Here is a 24238-nt window from a genome sequence, read left to right on the forward strand (position 1 = left end):
GGGGACTTTCAGCATGCAGAGCTTCAAGGAGTTAATCGAACAGAACGAAGGCTGGCTGACCGATCATGTGGTGCACCTTGCGCAGGAGAGCGGCCATACCCAGTACTCGTCAACGCTTCGCGAAGCCTGGCGGATCTCGGTCTGTGGCGTCAGCAAGCCCCTGATCGAGTTCATTGAGCAGGCGCAATCCGCCAGTTCTCCGCGCGAGGCGACGGTCAAGCATCTGACGGAGTTTGGTATCGCCCAAGGGCACCGACACCGGGCGATGGGCATCAGCCTGAGCAGTTTTGTTGGTCTGCTCAAACTCTATCGGTCGGCTTATCTTGATCTGGTGGCTGAGAAAGAGACAGATCCCGAACAGCGCCTGCAATTCCATGACCTGATTTTTGAAGTATTCGACGCGATGGAGATCGGCATTCTCAAAGCCTGGGAGAACCTGACCGAGACTGAAAGACTGGCCGAGCTTCAGGCGCGCAATCGCGAGCTGAGCAACGAGAAGAACAAGTACCTGACCGTGTTCGAAAGCATTGCCGAGCCCGCGATCCTGTTGAACCCGGAGGATCAGCCGACACATGTCAACGCCGCCGCCAATCGCCTGTTGCTGGGCGAGACCAAGCCAGGCGCGGGCTATTACGGCGATCTGAGCAGTCCGGTCCTCAAGGATATTGTCACGCGCATTCTGACTGCGCGCGGCAAGGATGCAGATACCGCGCAGCCGCTGAAACTTGAAACGACAGGCGGCACCTTGGTTTTTCACGTGGCGATCCAGCAGATGCTGGATATCAGCAAGAAATTCGCCGGAACGGTCATCATTTTGCAGGACGTCACGGAATACCTTCAGGCCATTGATGCCGCGCGGGCGGCCGAGCGGGCCAAATCCGTGTTCCTGACCACGCTCAGCCACGAAATCCGCACGCCGATCAACAACATACTCGGGCTGACAGGTTTGCTGGATGATGGCAGTGCGAGTCCCGACAAGGCGCGGCATCTGCAAAGTATGCGGGCCTCGGGCGAGATGTTGTCGACGCTGATCGAGAACTCGCTGGGGCTGTCCAAGGCCGAAAGCAACGCGCTGCAATTGATCGAACAGGATTTCAATCTGGCCGAACTATGCGAGGCGCTGTTTCGCGTGCTGGATCTGAAAGAGTTCCGGCAACAGCTGCGGCTGGAACGTTTTATTGCACCTGACGTCCCAATCCACCTGAATGGCGACAGTCACAAGCTGCGCCATATCCTGATGAACCTGTTGTCAAACGCGCTGAAATTCACCGAGGCGGGCACGGTGACCTTGTCGATCTCGGCGTCCGGTAACACTGCTGGCGGGCGGCACGAATTGCGTTTCGATGTCATTGACACCGGTAAGGGGTTGGATGAGGACGAAATCGATCAGCTGTTTGAACCCTATTATCAAAGCCACAAATCAAGGGAGCATTCGCAAACCCATGGCAGCGGGCTGGGACTTGCCATCAGCAAGCGCCTTGTCGAGTTCCTGGGTGGGAAGATCGAATACCGGCCCAACCCTTTGGGCGGCAGTGTCTTTCGCTTTTGCCTGGCATTTGAGGACTCGCATCACCCTCAAACGTCCGATCTGAATGCCGCCGGGCATCGTGTTCTTGTGGTCGAGGACGATCCCGTCAACGCCATCGTGTTCGAGAGCTATCTGCAGGATCTTGGCCACAACGTCAGGGTTGCAGAGACTTATCAGGACGCGATTGACGCGTTGGATCAGCAAGAATTTGAAATCGTCGTCACCGATTACAAACTGGACGGCAAGACCGGGCTGGATGTGGCTCGCGCTGTCGAGCAGCTGGAGGCGCGCAAGGGGCTGAGCATTCCGGTGATCGTGGTCACGGCGGCGATTCCCGAAGATGCGCTTGAGACCATGGGCCATTCCAATGTGCGGTTGTTCCTTGAAAAGCCCTTTTCACGCTACGAACTGGCCAATGCCCTGGCATCGGTCACGCATCGTCCGGCCCCTGCAACCGGTGAGAGTGCTCCGGCCTCGGACAACGATGTAGACCGCCATGTGAAGACGTCGGACCTGAACCGCCTGTTAACAGACCTTGGCTTTGAGCGCTGTGAGGCCGTTGTGCAGAGTTACCAGGCCAGCGCCTCTGATCTGATCGCGGGGATGCAAAGGATGTTTGGGGCAGCGAATCTGTCCGGCCTGTCCGAGCAGGCCCATCAACTGGTCAGCGCATCAGGATTTGTCGGGGCCTGGAAAATCGTCGAAATGTCGAAAGATCTGACCAGGCTATCCAAGACTGGCAATATGCAGGCTGTCGGCGAAAAGCTTGCCGCGCTCGAAACCGAGAGTGACCTTACAAAGCAGGCGCTTGAAGACTACTGGCATCAGATCGCAAGCGCCTATGACAGCGATTGAACCGGCAACAAAACGCGCCTGAAAGGGCAGATTGCGCTGCCCGGTTCCGTCTCATTTGCAAGCCCGTCCGCGTATCGATGTCGGCGGTGAATTCGGATGCCCCGTTGACCAAAGTCAAGGAATGCGTTCGCGAATGGTGACCTTATGCATGGTGTCTCACCAGCAAATGGAGAGTGATAATGTCACTTGGAATCACCTACAAAAGAACAAGCCGCCTGATGGGCGCAAGCCTGGCACTATTGCTTGGCAGCGTCGCGGCACCCGCATTCGCCGAGGGCCCAACGCTGAGCGAAGAGGCCTTTGAAAGCTCAAAGCAACTCTACTTTGAACGTTGCGCCGGTTGTCACGGCGTGTTGCGCGTCGGCGCTACCGGTAAAAACCTCGAGCCGGAATGGAAGAAGACAGCAGCAGACGGTACCGTGACCGAAGGCGGTACGCTGAAACTGGGCCAAGAACGCCTTGAAAAGATCATCGCGTGGGGCACCGAAGGCGGCATGAACAACTTCTCGGACGTTATGACCGAGCAAGAAATCAAAGACATGGCGACCTACATCATGATGGAGCCGCCCAAGCCGCCAGAAATGTCGCTTGAGCAAATGATGGCGACCCGCAAGGTTTATGTGGAACCCGAAGATTACCCGACCGAGCCGCTGCATGGCCGGAACTGGGAAAACTTCTTCGTCGTCATCGAACGTGACGTGGGTAAAGTGGCCGTGATTGACGGTGACACCAAAGAGGTGCTGGCGCACATCCCGACCGGGTATGCCGTGCACGTTCTGAAAGCCTCCGAGCACCACAAGCTGGAAGAGCCGGAAAACCCGGGCCGCTTCTGGTACACCATGGGCCGCGACGGCAAGATGACCAAGATCGATCTTTGGCAAGAGCCTGAAAACATGCTCGTGGCCGAAGTGACCATCGGGTATGACGCCCGTGACGTGGCTGTGTCCGGCGACGGCAAATACGTGATCGGTGGCGCCTACTGGCCGCCGCACTTCGCCATCGTTGATGCCGAAACCATGGAGCCGAAAAAGGTCGTCTCGACCCGCGGTGTGAACGTGGATGGGGAGTATGTGGAAGAAGCCCGCGTGGCTGCCATCTACACCACCCCGAACGAACCCACCTGGATCGTGGCCGTGAAAGAACTCGGCCAGCTGTGGCAGGTTGATTACACCGATATCGACAATCTCGGCATCACCAAGATCGACAGCTCCAAGTTCCTGCACGATGGGTTCTTTGATCCGACCGGTCGTTACTTCCAGATCGCCGCAAACGCGTCGAACCAGATGGTGGTTGTCGACAGTGAAACCCACAAGCTGGAAGCGATCATCGACACGGCTGCCCTGCCGCACCCGGGACCGGGCGCCAACTGGGTTGATCCGAACTGCGGACCTGTTGGTGGTACAACTCACCTGGGTGAAGGTACTGTGACCGTCTGGGGCAACGATCCGGAAGGCCATCCTGATCAGGCCTGGAAAGTCTGCTACGAGGTGGAAACCGATGGCGCGGGTCTCTTTATCCGGACCCACCCGACCTCGGACTACGTCTGGGCGGATCAGACCAAGCACCCGGAGCCTGAGGTCCAGCAGTCGATTCAGGTGATCTCGAAAGAGACTGGTGAGATCGTGAAAACGATCCAGGTCACCGAAGAGGAAGGCAACGTCGCCGTCCACTTCGAGTTCAACCAGGACGGCAGCGAGGTTTGGGTTTCCAAATGGAACCGCTCGACCTCCAAGGAACCGAACGGCGAGATGGTGATCTACGACGCGAAAACGCTTGAAGAAAAAGCCCGCGTGAAAGGTCTCTATGCTCCGACCGGTAAGTTCAACGTCTACAACCGGTCGAACCACGTCACCTAAGGTGATCTGAACATCACTCGGGAAGGGCGGGCCAAGCGCCCGCCCTTCTTTTATTCACTACGGAGCCGGGACATGAGCCAGAGCAACGAAAACGAACCGAAGAAACCGATCTGGAGCCGCTATGTCTTCTGGGGAATGCCGCTTGCCGGGATCGCCGGGGTATTCGTCGCCGGTATTGTCTTCTGGGGCGGATTCAACACCGCCATGGAAGCCACGAACAAGGAGAAGTTCTGCATCGGCTGCCACGAAATGGAGAATTTCGTCTATCAGGAATACAAAGGGACGATCCACGATGTGAACCGTTCGGGTGTGGGGGCCGTCTGTGCGGACTGTCACGTGCCCAAAGACTGGACCCACAAGATGATCCGCAAGATCAAAGCCTCGCGCGAGTTGTGGGGCAAGGCGACCGGAAGCATCTCGACCAAAGAAAAGTTCGAGGCCAAGCGCCTGCACCTGGCAATGAACGAATGGGAACGCATGAAGGCCAACGATTCAAAAGAATGCCGTAACTGTCATGGTTTCGAATCGATGATGCCCGAGTTTCAGAAACCCCGCGCGCGTCAGCAACACCTGAACGCGATGGAAGCCGGTCAGACCTGTATCGATTGCCACAAGGGTATTGCCCACTCTGATCTGCGCGATCGCGCTGACGAGGATTACCTTGAAGAGCTGGAAACACCGAACCCGAAATTCGTGCGTGAAGTCCCGCAGGAATATCTCGATAGCCTGGCCTATATCACCGAGAAAGAGGCCGAAGAGGCCGCTGTGGTGAAGGCCGCTGAAAAGCAGGCACAAGAGGCGGTTCAGGCTCAGATCCTGGCAGCCGTCGAAGCCGCCCGCGCCGAAGAGCAGGCCAAGGCCGCTGGCACCGCGACCGAAGCGTCGGCCGATGGGGCCGCTGCTGGCGGTGGCAATGTCGCGCCCAATATCGACTGGGATGCGGTGGCGGGCACAGACCTGACCCTGTTCTACCCGGGACAAGCCTCGTTTGAATGGGTGCAGAACGGCAAGCAGCATGGCGGGGCACGTCCGCTGACCAAAGGTGGTGACAAATGCACTACCTGCCACGCAGCCGAACTCGAAGCCATTGGCAGCAAAGTCGTAGGCGGTGCTGGCGGCAAGAACGATGAGCTTGAGCCGACGCCGATCCCCGGCAAACGGGGCACGATCAGCACGACGGTTCAGGCGGCCCATGACGATGAAAACATCTATATCCGTCTGCAATGGCCGGATGCAGGCCACAACCCTGCGCCTTTCGTTGACGGCGGCAAGATGGACCCCGACAACCAGATCAAGGTGGCGATGATGATCACCGGCACCGGTATCGAGCTGGGCGAACAGGTGGGATGCTGGGCCTCGTGCCACGCAGACAACACCTATATGCCCTTCGCGGTCGAACCCGATGCGATCGCTGCCAATGCCGCTGTGCTTGAACAGCTGCAGACCCCGGATACGATCACAAAGTATCTTGCGGAAAGCCGCACGGATATCGAAATCCGGGGCCGTGGTGGCAAGCCGCAAGGCGGCTGGGATCAGCTGAAGCCCCAGGAAGAGATCGACCAGCTTCTGGCCGATGGCACCTTCCTTGATTTGTTGCGTGTCTATGCCGATGGCACCGCCCAGAACGGTCACATCCTGGAACGCCGCGTGGCCGAGGATGGCGAGTTGATGGGCGAGGCGACCTTGTCGGGCGGCATGTGGACGGTGGTGTTTGCCCGTGCGCTGAACTCTGGCGTCGCTGGTGACGTACCGCTGGAAGCGGGCAAAACCTACACGGTCGGCTTTGCCATCCACGATGACTTTGCCGCTGCACGTTTCCACCACGTCTCGCTTGATCTGCACATGGCGCTGGATGATGATGCTGCAGCGATCAATGTGATCAAGCAATGATCAAAGGCGGTGGCCGGATCTTACCCGGCCGCCGCTGTTCACACCGCAAGGAGATCGAAATGACCCGCTCTGTCCCTCTTCTTTCTGCATTTGTGATATCCACTCTGGCCGCTGCACCCGCACTGGCCGGGGGCGAAGACGACGCCGAACGCGCCGCGATCTGCGCCGAGGCCGAAGAACGCTATGTCGAGATGGTGGGCGCACCCTCTGCCGATGCCGAGGACGTGACCGTCGTCACCATGTACAAGTACAATTTCTGCCCCGCGCAGATCACCGTCCCGGTGGGCACAACCGTGCGCTGGGTCAATGTCGACAAACGCACCAGCCACTCCGTGCTGTCGCCCGACGCTGGCATGCCTGAATCCGACCGTGCCTTCCCGGAAGAAAGCATCGAGTTTACCTTCATGGTGCCCGGCGATCAGAATTATCTCTGCGGCCCGCATTGGGAAGTTCACGACATGATCGGTATGGTCACCGTCGAACCTTAAAACCGTCTGTTTCAGCGAAAAAATTTGCAGGCTTAACCTTAGTCAAGGCCGACGCGCGGTTCAGCGGTCATGCTGACGATATGAAACATCCGGCTTGCCCTCGTCTGACTCTCTCCGCTTTGCAGGATTTATCATGCAAAAGCAGAGATTTGCGTCGATTCGGGTGTGGGCTGATCACTGTCAAAAGCGAGATATGCGATGAGCGGTAAAGTGTTCCTGATCGGCGCAGGCCCGGGGGATCCCGAGTTGATGACCCTGCGCGCGCTGCGCATGCTGAATGCCGCCGATGTGGTGGTTTATGACAAACTGGTCAGCCCCGAGATTCTGGCCATGTCCCCGCCCGATGCGCGGATGATCTCGGTTGGGAAATCCCCCAAATGCCATCCCGTCACGCAGGATGGGATCAATGATATCCTTGTTACCGAAGCGCTCGCCGGTCACACGGTCGCGCGCCTCAAGGGTGGCGATCCGATGATCTTTGGCCGGGGCAGTGAAGAGGCCGCACATCTGATGGTGCATGGCGTTGATGTCGAATACGCCCCCGGGATCACCGCCGCGCAAGGGGCCAGTTGTACCACCGGCGTGCCACTGACCCATCGCGGGCTGGCCACCGGCGTGCAATATGTCACCGGCCACCGGCAGGCCGACAAGGTGCTTGATCTCGATTGGAAGCGTCTGGCAAATCCCAATACCACGCTGGTGATCTATATGGGCGTAGCCAATATCGGTCAGATCGCCATGGGGCTGATGACCGAAAACCTGCCCGGATCGACCCCGGTTCTGGCCGTTGCCAAGGCCACAACGGCTGATGAGCGGCGTCTGGTGTCGCGGCTGGATTGTATCGCGCAGGATATCCGCGAGGAAGAGTTTGTCGCTCCCGTTTTGTTCATCGTCGGGCAGGTAGTTTCGCTTTATGCCGAACATCCCTTCAGCGTCATTGCGCCGGGCATTCCGGAGGCAATCGCTCATGGCTAAGCTGGCGCTGATATTGCTGTTTCTGGCGGGCGTCGTTCAGGCGGGGCAAGCCGAACAGGCGATCGACCCCGAGGCGTTGCAACGCCTCGTGCATCAGGATTGCGGCAGCTGTCATGGTCTGACCCTGAAAGGTGGATTGGGTCCCGACCTGCGCGCCCAGAACCTGGAGCATTACGAGGCCGACATTCTGGCCGGAGTGATCCTTGATGGCATTCCCGGTACCGCCATGCCGCCCTGGCGTCCGCTGATAACCGAGGCCGAGGCCGAGTGGATCGCCAACTATCTTTTGCAGACGGAGGCTCAATGAAACGCGCCGTAACATCCTTGATCTTAGTATTTGCGACCAGCCTATTGCTGTCGCCGGCTCAGGCCGAACCCACTGCCACTGGTGATCTGGGTCTGGTGATTGAACGGGCCAAAGGCTCGCTGCTGCTGGTCGATCAATCCGAACGCGCCGCTTTGGCCCGGATCGAAGGGCTGGGCGATCTCAGCCATGCGTCACTGGTCTACAGCCCCGATGAACGGTTCGCCTATGTCTTTGGCCGCGATGGCGGGCTGACCAAGGTCGATATCGTCACCCGCAGCATTGCCAAGCGCGTGGTGCAGGCCGGCAATGCCATCGGCGGGGCGATTTCCGACGATGGCAAACTGGTGGCCGTGTCCAATTACGAACCGGGCGGGGTGCGCATCTTTGATGCCGACACTTTGGAGATGGTTCTGGACCTGCCGACCGGATCGAAAACCATCGGGCTGGTCGATGCACCGGGCAGCCGCTTTGTCTTTACCATGTGGGACACGGGTGAAACCTGGATTGCCGATATGTCAGGCGACGAACCGGCCATCACCAAGATTCCCGACATGGGCGAGAACCCCTATGACGCGCTGATCACCGGCAATGGCCGCACCTATATCACCGGCCTGTTCGGCGAGGATGGCATGACCGCGCTGGACCTCTGGGAGGAAGACCCGCAACCGATCCGCGTTCTGCCCGATTATGGCCGCGGGCAAGAGGAAATGCCGGTCTACAAGATGCCCCATCTGGAGGGCTGGGCGCTGACGGGCCGCGAATTCGTGCTGCCCGCCGTGGGTCACCATGAAGTTCTGTGGATCGACGCCAACAGTCTTGAGGAAACCGGCCGCACCCAAACCCATGGGCAACCGGTCTTTGCCATGGCCCGTCCCGATGGGCGCGAGGTCTGGGTGAACTTCGCCCATCCGCTGAATGACACGATCCAGATTCTGGATACCGTGACCAAAGAGGTCATTCACGAATTCAAACCCGGCCCTGCCGTGCTGCACATGGAGTTTACACCGCGTGGACGCGAAGTATGGATCAGTGTTCGGGATGCCGGAAAGGTCATGATCTACGACACGCAAACTTACGAAAAGCTGGGCGAGATCGACGCCGACAGCCCCTCGGGCATCTTCTTTACGGCCCGGGCGCACAGAACAGGATTGTAAGCCATGGAAGCCATTGCCGATCCCATTGATTGCCATCTCCTGGACAATTGGCAACGGGACTTTCCGGTCACCTCGCGGCCTTTTGCCGAGCTGGCCAATGATCTTGCGCTGGATGAGGCTGACGTGCTGGACCGTTTGCAAAGGATGAGCCGCACCGGCCGGATATCGCGCGTCGGCGCCACCTGCGCGCCGAATACGATTTCGGCCAGCACACTGGCCGCCATCGCCGCGCCACCCGAGCGTCTGGACGAGGTTGTCGCGATCATCAGCGCCGAGCCGGGAATCAATCATTCCTACCTGCGCGAAAACGAATGGAACCTGTGGTTCGTGGCCACCGGCCCGGACCGTGCTTTTGTCGACGCGGCGTTGGAGAACATCCAGACCCGCACCGGGTTGCGGGTGCTTGATTTAAGGTTGGTGCGTCCCTTCAACCTTGATCTGGGCTTCCGTATGAGGGGGCCGCGTGCGACAACCGCGCGGCCCCAGCCCCGCCAACCTGATTTGACCCGGATTGAAGCAGGGGATCGTGACATTCTGCAGGTGTTGGCCGAAGGCTTGCCGATTGTTGCCCGTCCCTATGCCGCACTGGGTGAACGCCTGAACCGGTCCGAAGAAGATGTGATCGAACGGATTGCTGCCTTGCAAGACGCGGCAATCATCTCGCGCCTTGGGGTGATTGTGCGTCACCGCGCGCTGGGCTGGCGGGCCAACGCGATGGTGGTCTGGGACTTGCCTTCAGAGTTGATTGATACGGCCGGTCCCCGCCTTGCCGCGATGTCCGGCGTGACCTTGTGTTACGAACGCCGTCCCGTGCCGGGGGTCTGGCCCTACCGGCTATATTCGATGATCCATGCCCGTGATCAGGCCGAGGCGCTCGCGTTTCTGGACGAAGCGCGAACAATCCCCGAATTGTCGGATGTTCCCTACGAGGCACTGTTTTCCACCCAATGCTTCAAGCAGACCGGTGCAATGATTAAAGACAAACCCGTGGCAGCAGCATGAGCCGAACCGTTCATAACGCCGATCCGGTCGAGCTGGACGAGATTGACCGCACCCTGGTCAACCGGTTGCAGGATGACCTGCCAACCGCGCACCGCCCGTTTGCGCCGCTGGCCGCTGAACTGGGGCTCAGTGAAGAGGCGCTGCTGGACCGGGTGAAAGCCCTGCGGGAAAGCGGTGTTCTGACCCGCTTTGGTCCGTTCTTTGACGCTGCAGCCATGGGCGGGGCGTTTTGCCTCTGCGCGATGGCCGTGCCTGCCGATGTGTTCGAAACGGTAAACGAGACGGTCAATGCCCACCCCGAAGTGGCCCATAACTATGAGCGGACGCACAAGCTGAACATGTGGTTCGTGCTGGCGACCGAGACGCCCGAGGGCATTGTTGAGGTGGCCGACCGGATTGAGGGCGAAACCGGGCTGACTGTTTTCCGCTTTCCCAAATTGCAGGAGTTCTTCGTCGGGTTCCGCGTCGTCGCGTGAGGGTGGGGGATGCACCTGAGGGCGTTGATCATTTTCCTCTGCGTGGGTCTGGCCACAACCGGCCTCGCTGATTCGCAATGGAACGCCGCCCAGATTGAGGCCAGCCGGGTGGTGCAAGAAACAGGCACCGAAACCGACGCGCCCAATTGGCTTGCTGATCCGGCGAATTTGCTCTTGATCGAAGCGGGTGTGCCGCCGTCTCTCCATCTGCTTGATGGCCGCTCTTTTGAGGTGTTTGGACGCATCGACCCTGGTTTTGCCTTGCAGGGGCAGCCTGTTGCTGATCCGGACGGGCGGTATCTGTTCCGCCTGTCTTCCGATGGCTGGGTTCAGAAAATCGACCTTCGGACACTGAGCGAAGTTGTCCGCGTCCGCGCAGGCCTGATCAGCCGCAATATGGCGTTCAGTCATGATGGCAAATGGTTGGCTGTCGCCAATGACGCACCCAACACCCTGACCATTCTGTCCGCAAGTGATCTCAGTGTCGCCAAGGTGCATCAGGTTGTTGACAAGCATGACACGCCGTCCGGAGTTGTGGCCGTTGCCACGCGTCCCACGCAGGAAAGCTTTGTTCTGACACTCAGCGACGTGTATGAAATCCACGAGGTGTTTTACGGTCCCAACCCGCCATTCTATGGCTTTGTGCATGACTACCGGATTGAAGGCCCCCCGGACGAGACCGAGGCCTTTCCCATGCGCTACATCACGGTGCCGGAGCTTTTGGGTGATTTTCAATTCGATCCCAGCTTTGAATATGTCATGGCTGCTGTACAAAACGGCCCGGGCGCTGCGGTGGTCGATCTGGTGATCGGCCACAAGATTGCGGCACCCGAGATGCCCGGTGTGCCTGACTGGGCGTCGGCCGTGACATGGCAGCAGGGCGATCAGGGCGTAACGGCAGTGCCGCATCTGGCGGGCAGCGGGGTGTCCGTGATGGACTTGAAGACATGGAAGGTGATCCGTCATATCACCACAGACGCCCCCGTTGTCGCTATGCAAAGCCATGACAATCTACCGGTGATCTGGGTTATCGCGGGGGATACTGTGCAGGTGATCGACAAGCAAACCTTTGACACGCTCAAAACTTTCCGGCCCCTACCCGGCGCGATGCCAAGCGAGATGATCTTTACCCGTGATGGTGCACATGCCCTGATAACCTTTGCCGAGGCGGACGTCGTTATCGTGCTGGATACGAAAACCCTTGCGCTGGTTCGGCGACTCAAAATGTCCAGACCATCGCTGATTTATGGGATCGGGCGGTAAACGTTTCTTTGAGATTCATGATCAAAGTCAAGGCACGGCGCTGGCCAAACCGTGAAGATAGGGGTGCGAACGGACCAATACTCTCCCAACTCACCCGAAGGCCCGCATGTCACTTGACGCCACAGATCGTTCTATCATCGAGGCCCTGCAAGCAGGCTTGCCACTGGTGCCCGCCCCCTATGCCGAAGTGGCCGAGGGGCTGGGCATTGACGAGGATGAGTTAACCACACGTCTGGACGCGATGAAGGCCAGCGGTGTTATCCGCCGGATCGCGGCAGCGCCCAATCATTACAAGCTGGGTATGACGGCGAACGGGATGACCGTCTGGGATGTCGAAGACGATCAGCTGACTGCGCTTGGCGCCATTGTCGGTGCCTTGCCCTATGTCACGCATAGCTATGAACGCCCCCGCGCCTTGCCGGATTGGCCGTACAACTTCTTTGCCATGGTCCATGGCACCTCGCCCGAGGAGGTCGCGGATAAACGCGCCCGGATCGCGGGCATCCTGGCGCCGGGCCTGCGCGGCAGCGATGTGCTGCTTTCAACCCGCATTCTGAAAAAGACGGGGCTGCGGCTTCGTAAGAAAGGATAGCCGATGTTTCGTATGTCCGAATACATGCACCAATTGGTAAACCCCACGCCGGTGCGCATGCGCCGCGGCACGGGCCCGGTGAAACCGGTCGTGATCTGGAACATGACCCGCACCTGCAACCTCAAATGTCGTCACTGCTACACCGTGTCGGCCAACACCCATTTCCCCGGCGAGCTGACCCATGATCAGGCGATGGCATGCGTGCAGGACATGAAGGATTTCGGCATCTACGCCCTGATTCTGTCAGGGGGCGAGCCGCTGGACCGGTTCGACTGGTTCGATATCGCCAAGGCGGCGCGGCCCTTCACCCGAATGCTGGCGCTCAGCACCAATGGTACGCAGATCCATGGCGAGAATGCCGATAAGGTGGAAGAGATCGGCTTTGACTATGTCGGGATTTCCATCGACGGGGTCGGCAAGACCAATGATTGGTTCCGGGGTGTCGATGGGGCCTTTGACGATGCCGTGCGCGGCGTGCGCGAGTGTAAAAAACGCGGCATCCGCGTGGGCCTGCGTTTTACCCTGACCAAAGATAATGCCGAACAGCTGCCCGATCTGATCAAGCTGTGCGAAGACGAGGATGTCGACAAATTCTACCTCAGCCATCTGGTCTATGCCGGGCGCGGCGATAAGAACCGGGGCGAGGATGCGATGCATGATCACACCCGCAAAGCCCTTGATATGCTGATTGATCACGCCTGGGCCGGGGCCACCGGGCAGGGCTATGCGCTGGATGTGGTGACCGGCAACAATGATGCCGATGCGGTTTACATGATGAACTGGGCGCGTGAACGGTTTGATCAGGACAAGCTGGACAATCTAAAGGATCATCTTGAGGCCTGGGGCGGCAATTCCTCGGGGCTTGGCGTCGCCAATATCGACCACCAGGGCAATGTGCATCCCGACACCTACTGGTCCGATTACAAGATCGGCAGCGTCAAGGACACGCCGTTTTCCCAGCTTTGGACCGGCGATGATCCGATGCTGGCCCAACTCCGCCTGCGCCCACGTCCCTTGAAAGGCCGCTGTGGCGCCTGCGCGCATCAATCCATCTGTGGCGGCAACACCCGTATCCGCGCCCTGCAGGTCACCGGCGATCCCTGGGCGGAAGACCCGGCCTGTTATCTGTCCAATGCCGAGATCGGAATCGAGGATGCCGATCGCCTGAGTGTCACACCGTTCCGAGGCAAACGTCATGACCCGAAACACCAGTTTTTCTAATCTTCGCCGTCTGGCCAAACTGACTCTGACCGCCTTTGTGATCAGCATCGGTTGTGCCCATGCCGACCCGGCCCAGATCTATGCCGAGAACTGTGCCGAGTGTCATGGACCCAACCGTCTGGGCGCGCAGGGCCCCGCCCTGATCCCGCAGACATTGAAACGGATGCGCGGACCCAAAGTGGCCAACGTGATCCTGCATGGCCGTGTCGCCACGCAGATGCCTGCCTATGCGGATATCCTTGATCCCGCAGCCGTGGATGAGTTGGCTGCTTGGCTGAAAACCCCGCTGGAAACCATTCCGGGATGGGAGGTTGACCAGATCAACGCCAGCCTTGCGATGAACCCGGACTATGTTGCCGTGGATGCGCCCAAATGGGCCTCGGACCCGATGAATATCACGTTGGCGGTGGAAACTGGTGATCACCATGTCAGCGTTCTGGATGGGGACACGTTCGAGGTGCTGGATCGTTTCGCCACGCCCTTTGCCGTGCATGGCGGGCCGAAATTCAGCCCCGATGGGCGCTATGTGTTCATCATGTCGCGCGATGGCTGGGTGCAGAAATACGATATCTGGGCGCTGCAAGAGGTTGGTCGTTTACGCGCGGGCCTCAACAGCCGCAACATCGCGATGAGCCATGATGGCAAATGGCTGGCCGTGGCCAATTACCTGCCAATGACCCTGACCATTCTGAGCACCGATGACCTCAGCGTCGCCGACGTGATCCCGGTTCTGGCCAAAGACGATGTGCCCAGCCGTGTCTCGGCGGTTTATCAGGCCCCGCAACGCGAAAGCTTTGTCCTCGCCCTCAAAGACGCCCCCGAGATTTGGGAAGTGGCTGCCGCCCCGGATGGTTTCTCGACACGCCGGATTGAAGTGGGCGAGCCAATTGATGATTTCTTCTTCGATGATGAGTATCGCAACCTGATCGGCGCGGCGCGCGACGGGGTACGCGGCATCGTTGTGAACCTCGATCAGGGGCAGGTGATTGCCGAACTGCCGCTGGATGGCCTGCCGCATCTGGGCTCGGGCATCAGCTGGGAACGCGATGGTCGCCGGGTGATGGCCACTCCGCATCTCAAGGAAGGCAAGCTGTCGGTGATCGATACCGAAACCTGGGAACGCATCACCACGATCAAGACCGAAGGTCCGGGGTTCTTCCTGCGCAGCCATGAAAACACGCCTTACATCTGGTCGGACGTGTTCTTTGGACCCAACAAGGACCTGATGCATGTGATCGACAAGCAAAGCTTCGAGATCGTCAAAACGTTGCAGCCCGTTCCCGGCGCCACGGTCGCCCATGTGGAATTCACGCGGGATGGCAAACACGCGCTTGTGTCGGTTTGGGAAGATGACGGCGCGGTGATTATCTATGATGCCGCGACATTTGAAGAAGTCCGCCGCCTGCCCATGCGAAAACCCTCGGGCAAGTACAACGTCTGGAACAAGATCACCTTCTCGGAAGGCACCAGCCACTAATGCGGCTCGGACGCACGGATCAAAGACGCTGCCAAAGAGTTTCTGCGATGGGGCCAAACCCGGCCGGGTCCGAGAAGGCCGAGATGGTGAGCGACGCAATCCAATCATCGCCTCCGACAGGCACAACCGACCCTTCGGCAAGCTCGGTGGCGATTGCTGTTTCAGGCATCCACGCAAACCCGCTGCCTGCCAACAGCCGCCGCTTTATCGCCTCGACCAGCCCGTCGATATAGAGTGTCTCGACGTTCAACGGCTTTCGATCCACCGTGTGCTCAACAACCATTCCCAGGAAAGACGACCGTTCGTAAGCCAGATAGGGGATTGGCGGCGCCTGGCGGTCTGAAAGGTCCCAGCCGTGAAAGCGTGCGGGCCCGGCGGCCGCCACCGGGATCAGGCGGTCCGTGAAAAGATCTTTGCGTGCGAAAGCCGCTTCATCGATCATGGGCGACACAGAACTATGGCAATAGCACAGCATCATATCGACCGCGCCTTCGACCAATAGTTCGCAACACACGCTCAGCGAATCGGAGAGGACGCGGGTCCGCAGATCGGGAATCTCTTTTTGCATATCTTCGATGCGGGACGCCAAAAAACTCACCGAAATCGTGTGAAGCGCCGAAATGCGGATGAAACGGCTGTCGCCTCGGTCCGCCTCGCGGATGGATTGGCGCGCCTCGGACAATTGCGAGATCGCCGCAATCGAGATTGGCAAAAGCTGGGTTCCGGCCTCGGTCAACTGGATCGGATAGGTTGCACGGTTGACCAGCGGCAGTCCCACCCAGCTTTCCAAGGCTTTGATTCTGCGACTGAAAGCAGATTGCGTGATGTTTCGTTCATTGGCCGCCCGGGTAAAACTCAGCGTTCTTGCAAGACATTCAAAGTCACGAAGCCAGTTCAGATCCACTGCTTTTCCCCTCTGTAGGATGGCGCCAATTACGTAGCGTAAATGAAACTATGCAAAATCAGAATAGTTTTATGAAATGTTTGAATTGGCCCTCTGAAAACCGCCTGCACTAGGCTGATCCCATAAAGAAGACCCGGTTTACGGGGGTGTCAGCACAGTAGCGCCCCAACAGCCCGGATAAAAAATCGCCGGAAAAGGCGCAGACCAACAGAGGAGAAAACCATGAAAACGAAACTGAAGTCCCTCGGCCTTGCGGCCGCTGTCAGCGTTCTGGCCCTGCCAGCCTTCGCTGCGGAAGAGGTCAAGATCGGCGTGCCGTCCTGGACCGGCGCGCAGGCCATCGCCCACCTGCTGGGCGCGGTTGTGGAAATGCGCATTGGCGGTACGGTGGAATACGTCCCCGGCAACAACGCCACGATTTTCCAGGCGATGGACCAGGGCAAGGGCGACATTGATGTGCACCCCGATGTCTGGCTGCCCAACCAGCAAAGCTTTACTCAGAAATACGTGGACGAGGCGGGCACGGTGACCCTGTCCTCAAAGCCTTATGAGGGCAACCAAGGCTTCTGTGTCAGCAAGGATTTCGGCGAAGCCAACAACATCACCGACATCGCCGATCTGGGTCGCCCGGATGTGGCCGCGCTCATGGACAGCGATGGCAATGGACGCGGTGAAATGTGGATCGGTGCACCCGGTTGGGCCTCGGCCAATGTGAACGAAGTGAAGGTGCGTGACTATGGTCTGCTCGACTTTATCGAGCCGGTCCGCGCCGAGGAAAGCGTGAAGACCGCACGTATCAAGGACAGCATCGCCAAAGGCGAAGGTTATGCGTTCTATTGCTACAAACCGCACGCCGTGTGGTTCATGTTTGACGTTGAAATGCTGTCTGAGCCTGCGTTTGACCCGGAAAAATACGTGATGATTCAGCCCTCGGATGACCCGGATTGGTACAATAAATCCATGGTTGCCTCGAAAGATGCGCTGAAGGACGTGCAGATTGCCTGGTCGAACTCCCTGGTGGATCGCTCGCCTGCGATTGCCGAGTTCTTCGCCAATTTCCAGCTGACCGCCGATGACGTGTCGGGTTTCGCCTATGAGATCAGTGGCAAGGGCCGTGATCCTGCAGAAGTCGCCCGCGAATGGGTCGAAGCGAACCCGGATCGTGTCGACGCCTGGCTGGGTCTCTGATCCTGTAACGACATTCAAGGTGGCACCAAAACTGCCGGTGCCACCTTGGAACGGCACAACCCACACAGCGACCTTCGGGGGGACACATGGGCGACGATACCGTTATTGAAATCTCGAATGTCTGGAAGATCTTCGGCGCAAAGCCCGAGATTGCCCTGCAGGCGATCCGCGACAAAGGGTTGAGCAAGGCCGATGTGCTGGCCGAATATAACTGCGTTGTCGGCGTGGCTGACGTCAGCCTGTCGGTAAACCGCGGTGAAATCTTCTGCATCATGGGCCTGTCAGGTAGTGGTAAGTCCACTTTGGTGCGCCATTTCAACAGGTTACTGGAACCCACCGACGGGAAGATCGAGATCGAAGGCACCGACGTGATGGCGTTGGGCCCGCAAGAGCTTCAACAGTTTCGCAACAACAAGATCGGCATGGTGTTCCAGAACTTCGCTCTGATGCCGCACCGTTCGGTTCTGGACAACGTGGCGATGCCGCTGGAGATCCGGCAGGTCAGCAAGAATGAACGCATGCGGCAGGCCGCTGCCATTCTGGACATTGTTGAACTGGGCGCGTGGGGCTCGAAATTCGCGCACGAGTTGTCCGGTGGCATGCAACAACGCGTCGGCCTCGCCCGCGCCTTGGCCGCCAACCCCGACGTCCTTCTTATGGACGAACCATTTTCTGCGCTTGATCCCCTGATCCGGCGCCAATTGCAGGATGAGTTTATCAGGCTCAGTAAAATCCTGAAAAAGACGACTATCTTCATCACTCACGACCTGGACGAGGCGGTACGTATCGGCAACCGCATCGCCATCATGCGCGACGGTAAGGTGGTGCAAATTGGCACTGCCGAGGACATCGTCATGCACCCTGCCGATGACTATGTGGCCGATTTCGTTGCTGGAATATCGCGCCTCAAGGTGGTGCGGGCCCATGCGGTTATGCAACCGATCCCCCAACATGTTGCAGCCCATGGCCCGTTACCCGCCGACGCCCCACGCGTGAACGAGAGCGAAAATCTAAGTACGATGATCAACCTGGCCATCGACAACCCCAGTGCCATCCTGGTCGAGGATGGCGGCGTCGATGTGGGCGTGATCACGCGGGCCGATCTGCTGCGCACGGTGATTGAAGGGACGGAAGTATCATGAGCACATCCGACGTGAACCCCCATGGTGTAAACCCGCTGGAAGACACCGAAAGCGAAGCGGCGCTGGCCTATGCCGAGGAACGGCGCGAGAATATTCGCGCTTTCGTCCGTACCAGCCCCGACTACTACATCGCCAATTTCGACAAGATCGGGGCCTCGTCCCGCTTCACGCCCACCTTCAACCTAATGGCCGGGATTTTCGGCCCGGTCTGGTTTGGTGCACGGGGGTTGTGGACCTGGGCACTGCCTTTCTTGATCATTGAAACACTGGCCTTTGTTCAGATGGCCCGGGGGCTTTTCGGCGATCTGGCCGCTGATGCGATGGAGCGGATCGCGTCCATCGAGGGCACGCTCGAGCTGCGCCGCAGGCAACTGGAAGCCGCGATTGAAGCCAATTCCGACAAGATCGATGTCTATCGCCGAACAGTGGAATCCCTTGAAGAAAATATCGGCGGCATCCGCGCCGAAGCCGAGGCGATGGCCTCAGAGGGGCCAAGTATTGCCCTCACCGGTCTGGCCATCTTGCTGATCGTCAAGGCTATACAGGCCATCGTGGCCAATTGGGCGCTTGAAGCGCGGTTCTCGGACTGGTTGTCTGACCGATCGGTTCGTTCGGCCTTGCCGATTCAAGAGATCGTCTTCAGTGCGATTTTCATGGTGCTGATCGTGACCGCTGCGATGATGCATTACTCGTTTCCGGGACGGTTCTCATTGCTGAGCCATTTTCCAACGGATCCCAACATTCGCCTGACCGGCATCACCTGGGTGGAAGACTTCATCGCATGGTGCGTTCGTAACAGCGAAGTCTTCTTTGACGGGCTGACAATTGGCATCCGCGCTCTTTTGGATGCGCTTGAGGTCATTCTGGTTCAAACCCCTTGGATCGTGATCGCAAGCCTGATCGTTCTGTTGACCTGGCTGACAGCGGGCATCCGCACCGCGATCTATTCGAGCGCCTTTCTGGCCTATATGGGCCTGCTGGGGTTCTGGGAGGCGGCCATGACCACGCTGGCCCTGCTGGGCACGGCGGCGTGTCTGTCCATCGTGATTGGTATTCCCTTGGGCATGTTCGCGGCACGACGGCCCAGGTTCTATGCCTTCATTCAGCCGATCATGGATTTCATGCAGACCATGCCGGCCTTCGTTTTCATGGTCCCGGTCATCGCCTTCTTCGGTGTCGGCAAACCGGCCGCCGTTGTAGTGACGATGATCTTTGGCGGCACGCCGGTGGTGCGTCTGACGGTGCTTGGCCTGCGCGGGGTGCCCGAAAGCGTGCGCGAAGCGGCGATCAGCTTTGGCGCGAACAAGTGGTACCTGCTGACCAAGGTCGACCTGCCCCTGGCGGCGCCGTCGATCCGGGCCGGGATCAACCAGACGATCATGTTGTCACTGGCCATGGTGGTGGTGGCTTCGCTGATCGGGGCGAAGGGTCTTGGTGAAGACGTGCTGGAAGCCCTGCAATACGCCAATGTGGGGCAGGGTATCCTGGCAGGCTTCTCGATCCTGTTCTGCGCGATGATCCTGGATCGCATCGTGCAGGGTGCCAGAAAATGACATCGCTTGTTTTTGTCCATGGGTTCATGGGCGGCAGCCAGCAGTGGCAGGATCAATGCGCGGTCCTTGGCGATGACTTTGAGGTCATCACGCCGGATCTGCCGGGATTTGGCGAGAACGCACATCTTGAAGCACCCGGCAGCATTGCGGGGTTTGCCCAATGGGTGCTGGATGACCTGAGCGCACGGGGTGTCGAACGGTTTCATCTGCTTGGCCACTCGATGGGCGGGATGATCGCGCAGGAGATGGTGGCCCAGGCACCGGATCGCGTCGACCGTCTGGTGCTTTATGGCACCGGGGCCACCGGGATTTTGCCCGGCCGGTTTGAACCCATCGGCGTGTCAAAACAACGCGCCAACGACGAAGGCGCGCGCGCCACGGCCCGCAGGATCGCGGCCACCTGGTTTCTGAAACACGAGGCGGCAACAGCCTATGAAGGGTGTGCCGCCATTGCCGAGCGCAGCGGTCTGCAAGCCATTCATGCCGGTCTGGACGCCATGCAGGGCTGGAGCGGGGTCTCGCACTTGCCCGAGATCCAGACCCAGACATTGCTGATCTGGGGCGACCGTGACCGTACGTATCCCTGGAACCAGACCGAGCAATTGTGGCGCTCGATCTCAGGCGCCAGCCTTGCCGTCATGCCGAAATGCGCGCATGCCGCTCACCTTGAAAAACCAAAGCTGTTCAACAGCATTCTGGACGATTTCCTGAGCGGGTGAACCGACCGCTCAGTCGCACAACAGAACCCCCCGGCTTGACTCGTCACGGGTGGCCGACTCACGACCGTTCAGGACACTCCGGCAAGCATGTCTGATCCAAGGTCTGCTTTGCGGGACGGAGCGGACCTTGCGGGTTGCTCCATCAATGTCCGCTTTCGTTGCGTGCCGTTGTCGTAGAGGCTGCCTCCAGTTCGGCACTCAAAATGGCCGCTAAATCGAAAAACCGTCGTCGCACGGCCTCGGCGTGGGGATTGGCCTTCTCAATCGCTTCGAAAACTTCTGGCGCATCATGCTGAACCATGGAAATCGCCTCGGATAGCAAGTCAAAGCTCTTCGTTGTCATACGCGTTGGCAGCGGCCCCATTCTTAGTAGCACTTTTGCGATGAGGTGCGTGAGTCCTTGGACAACTGCCGCTTCTTGGTCGTGATCGTCTGGTGTCGTCATTATGACAGTCAGACCCAGGGCCTTGCGTAAAAACGCAGCAAGCCGCCCATATCGCCTTCCCCGAATGGGGCAGACCGCAATCTTTAGACCCTCAATACCTGTCGCGGCACTCTGAGGACCGAACAAGGGGTGAGTTGCCACGATGTCCACATGGTCGGGTAGCAGCCGCCGCATGATTTCGGACGGAATGACTTTGACCGAACCAACATCGACAATCAGCGCGCCAGGTTTACAAGCACAAGCAATCTCGCCGACAACCTGCTCAAAGGACGACACTGGTGCCGCGATAAGGATCACATCAGCCCGCGACACTGAATGCAACGATGAGAGAGACACCCCGAGTTGCTGGGCGACCTTGGCAAGGCCCGGTGATGGATCATACGCCGATACTTTGAAGTGCTTACCTAGATGAAGGGCGGCAAGTTGTCCGAAAGCACCAAATCCCACGATGCCTAGTGACGTGTGTTGATTTCTACTGTTGTTGTTCAATTTCTCGACCTTCGAATTTGCCGCCCGGCATAAGGTCGTTTTCATGTTGACCGCTGTCAGGGGGCAGCGGAAAACCAATGATGAATGACCCGCAGCTATCGAAGCTGAGGATAATAGTCCTGAGATCGGGAACATGATTTCATCATGTGATCAGACGTAAAGCACCCAAGAGAGTAAAGTCAACGATTGCCGCAAAGCGAACATCAGCTGCCGCGCAGCATCATGCACTTTGAGCTCTGAGCAGCGCTTTTCTGTCAAGTGCCAGATGGCTGCGTTCAGGGAAGATGGCAACCTGGCCGACACGATGGCATAGCGTCTGCCTTATCCTTTGCTGTATCAAGGCGCGCCTGGACCGGCTGTCACATCATCAGGGCCGCGTCGGATTTCTCGGTGAACACCCGGACATAGTCCCCCGGCGACGATCCGGCCCAATAGACCCAAAGCCGGTGAGGATCATCCTTGTCGATCCAGACATAATCGCCCGGTTCCAGCCCGCGCAATTCTATGCTGATGTAATTGACCGAGGTATTGGCCAGAAAATCGGTGGCCGCCATGGTATCCTCAAAGGCGGCAACGCCCAGGATCGGCGCGTCGAAATAGACATAACCGAACTGGATACTGTCGAGGCTGTCGAAAAACACGTAATGGCTGGCCACCACGGTACCCTGTGCGATCACTCCGTCCTCGCCCCCGCCGATATCGACACGGATCGGCTCGCGCAACGCGATGTTCTGATCCTCGTCAAAGGCATAGAGATTGTCATCGTCGAACGTATCAGCTCCAACCGAGAACTGGTCTGCCGGGTCCAGTTTGACAAACTGCCCATTGCCGCTTTGCTGCTCGACATGGCCGTCAATCACGACCGCTGATGCAGCGTTTGCCAGTAGGGTCAACCCGACGACAAGCACCATGTGCCGGATCATGTGAAACGCTCTAGTCACCCAACTGGCGGCCTTCAACGATCTCGAACGTCTCAAGCGTGTCTCCGTTGACCCAGGCATATCCGCCATTGGTCATCACGATGGTGTAGCCCGCCCAATCCGCGTTGCGCCACCAGCTTTCATACTGATTTGTTCCGGTATTCACCCGCCACTTGCCCTGATCCGGGGGCGATCCCGCGGCAAGATAGATCGTCAGGCCGTTATCGGCGAAATACTGGCGATACCCTGTGCCCGACCACGCGCCGACGGTGGTGTTGCCGCTCAGCAAGGTTTCGATCTGTGCGGCAGTCAGTTGTACCGTGCCCACGGGCCAGTCTTCGGCCAGGGCAGGCAGGCCAAGGCCGGCGGCGCAAACGGCAGTCAGGAACATACGACGGTTCATGGCAGGTCTCCCTCGACTTTGCTTAACCCTGTCAGAGTGCCATGCGCCCGGCCATTCACATCTGCTTGATTACGCTGGGGGCTGGATCAGGATCGCGCGGAAATCATTGACGTTGGTCAGGGTCGGCCCGGTGATCACCTGATCACCCAGCGTGTCGAAGAATCCATGGGCGTCGTTGCGGATCAGCGCGGCATCGGGATCGACCCCCAGGGCACGCGCATTGTCCAGCGTGTCCGGCCCAATCACCGCACCGGCCACTTCGGCAGCCCCGTCCACGCCATCCGTGTCACAGGCAATCGCGTGAATGCCCGGTGCCCCCTTCAGGGCCAGCGCCAGCGCCAGCGCATATTCCGCATTCGGCCCGCCGATGCCGTCACCGGTGCGTGTCACGGTCAACTCGCCACCTGACAAAAGCACCACGGGCGCATCACCAGGCTGCATCCCGTTTTGGACCTCGCGCGCCATGGCAGCCTGCATCGCGCCAATCTCGCGCGCCTCGCCTTCCAGAGCGTCCCCCAGCATCCGGGGTGACATGCCCTCGGCCTCGACCATCTCGGCGGCAGCGGCCAGCGATTGAGAGGGGGCGGCATAGATCACGTTTTCAACCTTTGAGAGCCGCTCATCCTCCGGCTCGATCACGTGGCGGGGGCCATTCAGAACGGCGCGAACAGATGGCGGGGCCGCGATCCCGTACTGATCCAGAATGGCGCGTGCCTCGGCGGGGGTGCTGGCGTCGCCAACAGTGGGGCCTGATCCGATCATCGCCGGATCATCGCCGGGCACATCCGAAATCATCAGGGCCAGCATCTTCGCCGGATAGGCCGCTGCGGCCAGTTGCCCGCCTTTCACGCGGCTCAGGTGCTTGCGCAAGGTGTTCATCTGCCCGATCGGCGCGCCTGATGACAGCAGCGCCGCGTTGACGTCCTGTTTCTCCAGCAGGCTGATATCGCCCGCAGGCTGGACCAGCAGGGCCGAGGCCCCGCCCGAGATCAGCGCGAGAACCATGTCATCCTCGCCCAGCCTCTCGACCAGATCCAGCATCCGCGCCGTGGCGGCCTGACCGGCGGCGTCGGGCACGGGGTGCGCCGCCTCGACAATCTCGATGCCCTGACACGGGCGGTCATAGCCATAGCGCGTGATCACCAGACCATCACAGGGGCCATAAACCGCCTCGACCGCCTCGGCCATCCGCGCGCTGGCCTTGCCCGCGCCGATCACAACCAACCGACCCGCCGGTTTTTCGGGCAGGGCGGCGGCAAGGCTGCGCATCGGATCGGCCACCTCGACGGCGCGATCAAACAGGGCTCTCAGAAAGGTATTGGCGTCTGGCATAAAGCTGGCTCCGGATATCACGTTGATCAAGCTTAGACGCGGATCGGCACGGGCAAAAG

General features: G+C 59.1%; 22 protein-coding genes. 17 read left to right on the top strand and 5 right to left on the bottom strand.

Annotated elements, in window-relative coordinates; all coding sequences use genetic code 11:
- The first annotated feature begins 13 nt into the window (after nt 1-13).
- The 13 genes from V6N02_RS08225 (at nt 14) to V6N02_RS08285 (ending at nt 15084) form a co-directional block, all read left to right on the top strand.
- Nucleotides 14-2383: an ATP-binding protein gene (locus V6N02_RS08225; RefSeq protein WP_371225048.1), complete on the top strand. Its 2370-nt coding sequence runs from the start codon at nt 14-16 to the stop codon at nt 2381-2383.
- A gap of 179 nt (nt 2384-2562) precedes the next feature.
- Nucleotides 2563-4239: a cytochrome D1 domain-containing protein gene (locus V6N02_RS08230; protein ID WP_371225049.1), complete on the top strand. Its 1677-nt coding sequence runs from the start codon at nt 2563-2565 to the stop codon at nt 4237-4239.
- Nucleotides 4240-4311: 72 nt separating this feature from the next.
- Nucleotides 4312-6129, top strand: a complete 1818-nt coding sequence (locus V6N02_RS08235; protein WP_371225050.1) for a NapC/NirT family cytochrome c — start codon at nt 4312-4314, stop codon at nt 6127-6129.
- Between the two features lie 59 nt (nt 6130-6188).
- Nucleotides 6189-6617: a cupredoxin domain-containing protein gene (locus tag V6N02_RS08240; RefSeq protein WP_371225051.1), complete on the top strand. Its 429-nt coding sequence runs from the start codon at nt 6189-6191 to the stop codon at nt 6615-6617.
- 198 nt (nt 6618-6815) lie between these two features.
- The gene (cobA, locus tag V6N02_RS08245) at nt 6816-7592 is read left to right on the top strand and encodes a uroporphyrinogen-III C-methyltransferase (RefSeq protein ID WP_371225052.1); all 777 of its coding nucleotides are present in this window, start codon (nt 6816-6818) and stop codon (nt 7590-7592) included.
- The gene (locus V6N02_RS08250) at nt 7585-7899 is read left to right on the top strand and encodes a c-type cytochrome (protein WP_371225053.1); all 315 of its coding nucleotides are present in this window, start codon (nt 7585-7587) and stop codon (nt 7897-7899) included. Before cobA ends, V6N02_RS08250 begins: the two co-directional genes overlap by 8 nt.
- Entirely contained in the window at nt 7896-9053 is a 1158-nt protein-coding gene (locus V6N02_RS08255) for a cytochrome D1 domain-containing protein (protein WP_371225054.1), read from the top strand. The genes V6N02_RS08250 and V6N02_RS08255 overlap by 4 nt, the downstream gene beginning before the upstream one ends.
- A 3-nt stretch (nt 9054-9056) precedes the next feature.
- Nucleotides 9057-10055, top strand: a complete 999-nt coding sequence (gene ahbB / locus V6N02_RS08260; RefSeq protein ID WP_371225055.1) for a siroheme decarboxylase subunit beta — start codon at nt 9057-9059, stop codon at nt 10053-10055.
- Complete coding sequence (locus tag V6N02_RS08265) at nt 10052-10531, top strand: Lrp/AsnC family transcriptional regulator (RefSeq protein WP_371225056.1); 480 nt, start codon at nt 10052-10054, stop codon at nt 10529-10531. Before ahbB (V6N02_RS08260) ends, V6N02_RS08265 begins: the two co-directional genes overlap by 4 nt.
- 9 nt (nt 10532-10540) lie before the next feature.
- The gene (locus V6N02_RS08270; RefSeq protein ID WP_371225057.1) at nt 10541-11794 is read left to right on the top strand and encodes a cytochrome D1 domain-containing protein; all 1254 of its coding nucleotides are present in this window, start codon (nt 10541-10543) and stop codon (nt 11792-11794) included.
- A 106-nt stretch (nt 11795-11900) separates the two neighbouring features.
- Nucleotides 11901-12386 (top strand): siroheme decarboxylase subunit beta, encoded by a 486-nt coding sequence (gene ahbB, locus V6N02_RS08275; protein WP_371225058.1) that lies wholly within the window; start codon nt 11901-11903, stop codon nt 12384-12386.
- 3 nt (nt 12387-12389) lie between these two features.
- Complete coding sequence (gene nirJ, locus V6N02_RS08280; protein ID WP_371225059.1) at nt 12390-13607, top strand: heme d1 biosynthesis radical SAM protein NirJ; 1218 nt, start codon at nt 12390-12392, stop codon at nt 13605-13607.
- Nucleotides 13582-15084, top strand: a complete 1503-nt coding sequence (locus tag V6N02_RS08285) for a cytochrome D1 domain-containing protein (protein ID WP_371225060.1) — start codon at nt 13582-13584, stop codon at nt 15082-15084. The genes nirJ and V6N02_RS08285 overlap by 26 nt, the downstream gene beginning before the upstream one ends.
- 19 nt (nt 15085-15103) lie before the next feature.
- On the opposite strand, the gene V6N02_RS08290 is transcribed toward V6N02_RS08285, so the two are convergent.
- Nucleotides 15104-15988, bottom strand: a complete 885-nt coding sequence (locus V6N02_RS08290) for a LysR family transcriptional regulator (protein ID WP_371225061.1) — start codon at nt 15986-15988, stop codon at nt 15104-15106.
- 222 nt (nt 15989-16210) lie between these two features.
- Between V6N02_RS08290 and V6N02_RS08295 the strand changes: the two genes are divergently transcribed.
- The 4 genes from V6N02_RS08295 (at nt 16211) to V6N02_RS08310 (ending at nt 20590) form a co-directional block, all read left to right on the top strand.
- Nucleotides 16211-17176: an ABC transporter substrate-binding protein gene (locus V6N02_RS08295; RefSeq protein WP_371225062.1), complete on the top strand. Its 966-nt coding sequence runs from the start codon at nt 16211-16213 to the stop codon at nt 17174-17176.
- A gap of 86 nt (nt 17177-17262) precedes the next feature.
- Complete coding sequence (locus tag V6N02_RS08300; RefSeq protein ID WP_371225063.1) at nt 17263-18318, top strand: quaternary amine ABC transporter ATP-binding protein; 1056 nt, start codon at nt 17263-17265, stop codon at nt 18316-18318.
- Entirely contained in the window at nt 18315-19871 is a 1557-nt protein-coding gene (locus V6N02_RS08305) for an ABC transporter permease subunit (RefSeq protein WP_371225064.1), read from the top strand. The genes V6N02_RS08300 and V6N02_RS08305 overlap by 4 nt, the downstream gene beginning before the upstream one ends.
- Nucleotides 19868-20590 (top strand): alpha/beta fold hydrolase, encoded by a 723-nt coding sequence (locus V6N02_RS08310; RefSeq protein WP_371225065.1) that lies wholly within the window; start codon nt 19868-19870, stop codon nt 20588-20590. Before V6N02_RS08305 ends, V6N02_RS08310 begins: the two co-directional genes overlap by 4 nt.
- A gap of 142 nt (nt 20591-20732) precedes the next feature.
- Here V6N02_RS08310 and V6N02_RS08315 read toward each other — a convergent pair whose 3' ends face one another.
- From V6N02_RS08315 to V6N02_RS08330, 4 genes are all read right to left on the bottom strand, one after another.
- Nucleotides 20733-21569, bottom strand: a complete 837-nt coding sequence (locus tag V6N02_RS08315; protein ID WP_371225066.1) for a prephenate dehydrogenase/arogenate dehydrogenase family protein — start codon at nt 21567-21569, stop codon at nt 20733-20735.
- A 314-nt stretch (nt 21570-21883) separates the two neighbouring features.
- Nucleotides 21884-22447: a hypothetical protein gene (locus V6N02_RS08320; RefSeq protein WP_371225067.1), complete on the bottom strand. Its 564-nt coding sequence runs from the start codon at nt 22445-22447 to the stop codon at nt 21884-21886.
- Between the two features lie 10 nt (nt 22448-22457).
- Nucleotides 22458-22847 (bottom strand): hypothetical protein, encoded by a 390-nt coding sequence (locus V6N02_RS08325; RefSeq protein WP_371225068.1) that lies wholly within the window; start codon nt 22845-22847, stop codon nt 22458-22460.
- Between the two features lie 69 nt (nt 22848-22916).
- Nucleotides 22917-24179, bottom strand: coding sequence for a glycerate kinase type-2 family protein (locus tag V6N02_RS08330; RefSeq protein WP_371225069.1), 1263 nt, complete (start codon nt 24177-24179; stop codon nt 22917-22919).
- Nucleotides 24180-24238: the final 59 nt, after the last annotated feature.

The sequence above is a fragment of the Roseovarius conchicola genome (assembly GCF_041403425.1).
Lineage (GTDB): Bacteria > Pseudomonadota > Alphaproteobacteria > Rhodobacterales > Rhodobacteraceae > Roseovarius > Roseovarius conchicola.

What these genes read in the sequence shown, in the direction of transcription:
- V6N02_RS08225 (WP_371225048.1), top strand. Translation starts at nt 14, where the DNA reads ATGCAGAGCTTCAAGGAGTTAATCGAACAGAACGAAGGCTGGCTGACC.
- V6N02_RS08230 (WP_371225049.1), top strand. Translation starts at nt 2,563, where the DNA reads ATGTCACTTGGAATCACCTACAAAAGAACAAGCCGCCTGATGGGCGCA.
- V6N02_RS08235 (WP_371225050.1), top strand. Translation starts at nt 4,312, where the DNA reads ATGAGCCAGAGCAACGAAAACGAACCGAAGAAACCGATCTGGAGCCGC.
- V6N02_RS08240 (WP_371225051.1), top strand. Translation starts at nt 6,189, where the DNA reads ATGACCCGCTCTGTCCCTCTTCTTTCTGCATTTGTGATATCCACTCTG.
- cobA (WP_371225052.1), top strand. Translation starts at nt 6,816, where the DNA reads ATGAGCGGTAAAGTGTTCCTGATCGGCGCAGGCCCGGGGGATCCCGAG.
- V6N02_RS08250 (WP_371225053.1), top strand. Translation starts at nt 7,585, where the DNA reads ATGGCTAAGCTGGCGCTGATATTGCTGTTTCTGGCGGGCGTCGTTCAG.
- V6N02_RS08255 (WP_371225054.1), top strand. Translation starts at nt 7,896, where the DNA reads ATGAAACGCGCCGTAACATCCTTGATCTTAGTATTTGCGACCAGCCTA.
- ahbB (WP_371225055.1), top strand. Translation starts at nt 9,057, where the DNA reads ATGGAAGCCATTGCCGATCCCATTGATTGCCATCTCCTGGACAATTGG.
- V6N02_RS08265 (WP_371225056.1), top strand. Translation starts at nt 10,052, where the DNA reads ATGAGCCGAACCGTTCATAACGCCGATCCGGTCGAGCTGGACGAGATT.
- V6N02_RS08270 (WP_371225057.1), top strand. Translation starts at nt 10,541, where the DNA reads ATGCACCTGAGGGCGTTGATCATTTTCCTCTGCGTGGGTCTGGCCACA.
- ahbB (WP_371225058.1), top strand. Translation starts at nt 11,901, where the DNA reads ATGTCACTTGACGCCACAGATCGTTCTATCATCGAGGCCCTGCAAGCA.
- nirJ (WP_371225059.1), top strand. Translation starts at nt 12,390, where the DNA reads ATGTTTCGTATGTCCGAATACATGCACCAATTGGTAAACCCCACGCCG.
- V6N02_RS08285 (WP_371225060.1), top strand. Translation starts at nt 13,582, where the DNA reads ATGACCCGAAACACCAGTTTTTCTAATCTTCGCCGTCTGGCCAAACTG.
- V6N02_RS08295 (WP_371225062.1), top strand. Translation starts at nt 16,211, where the DNA reads ATGAAAACGAAACTGAAGTCCCTCGGCCTTGCGGCCGCTGTCAGCGTT.
- V6N02_RS08300 (WP_371225063.1), top strand. Translation starts at nt 17,263, where the DNA reads ATGGGCGACGATACCGTTATTGAAATCTCGAATGTCTGGAAGATCTTC.
- V6N02_RS08305 (WP_371225064.1), top strand. Translation starts at nt 18,315, where the DNA reads ATGAGCACATCCGACGTGAACCCCCATGGTGTAAACCCGCTGGAAGAC.
- V6N02_RS08310 (WP_371225065.1), top strand. Translation starts at nt 19,868, where the DNA reads ATGACATCGCTTGTTTTTGTCCATGGGTTCATGGGCGGCAGCCAGCAG.
- V6N02_RS08315 (WP_371225066.1), bottom strand. Translation starts at nt 21,569, where the DNA reads ATGAAAACGACCTTATGCCGGGCGGCAAATTCGAAGGTCGAGAAATTG.
- V6N02_RS08320 (WP_371225067.1), bottom strand. Translation starts at nt 22,447, where the DNA reads ATGATCCGGCACATGGTGCTTGTCGTCGGGTTGACCCTACTGGCAAAC.
- V6N02_RS08325 (WP_371225068.1), bottom strand. Translation starts at nt 22,847, where the DNA reads ATGAACCGTCGTATGTTCCTGACTGCCGTTTGCGCCGCCGGCCTTGGC.
- V6N02_RS08330 (WP_371225069.1), bottom strand. Translation starts at nt 24,179, where the DNA reads ATGCCAGACGCCAATACCTTTCTGAGAGCCCTGTTTGATCGCGCCGTC.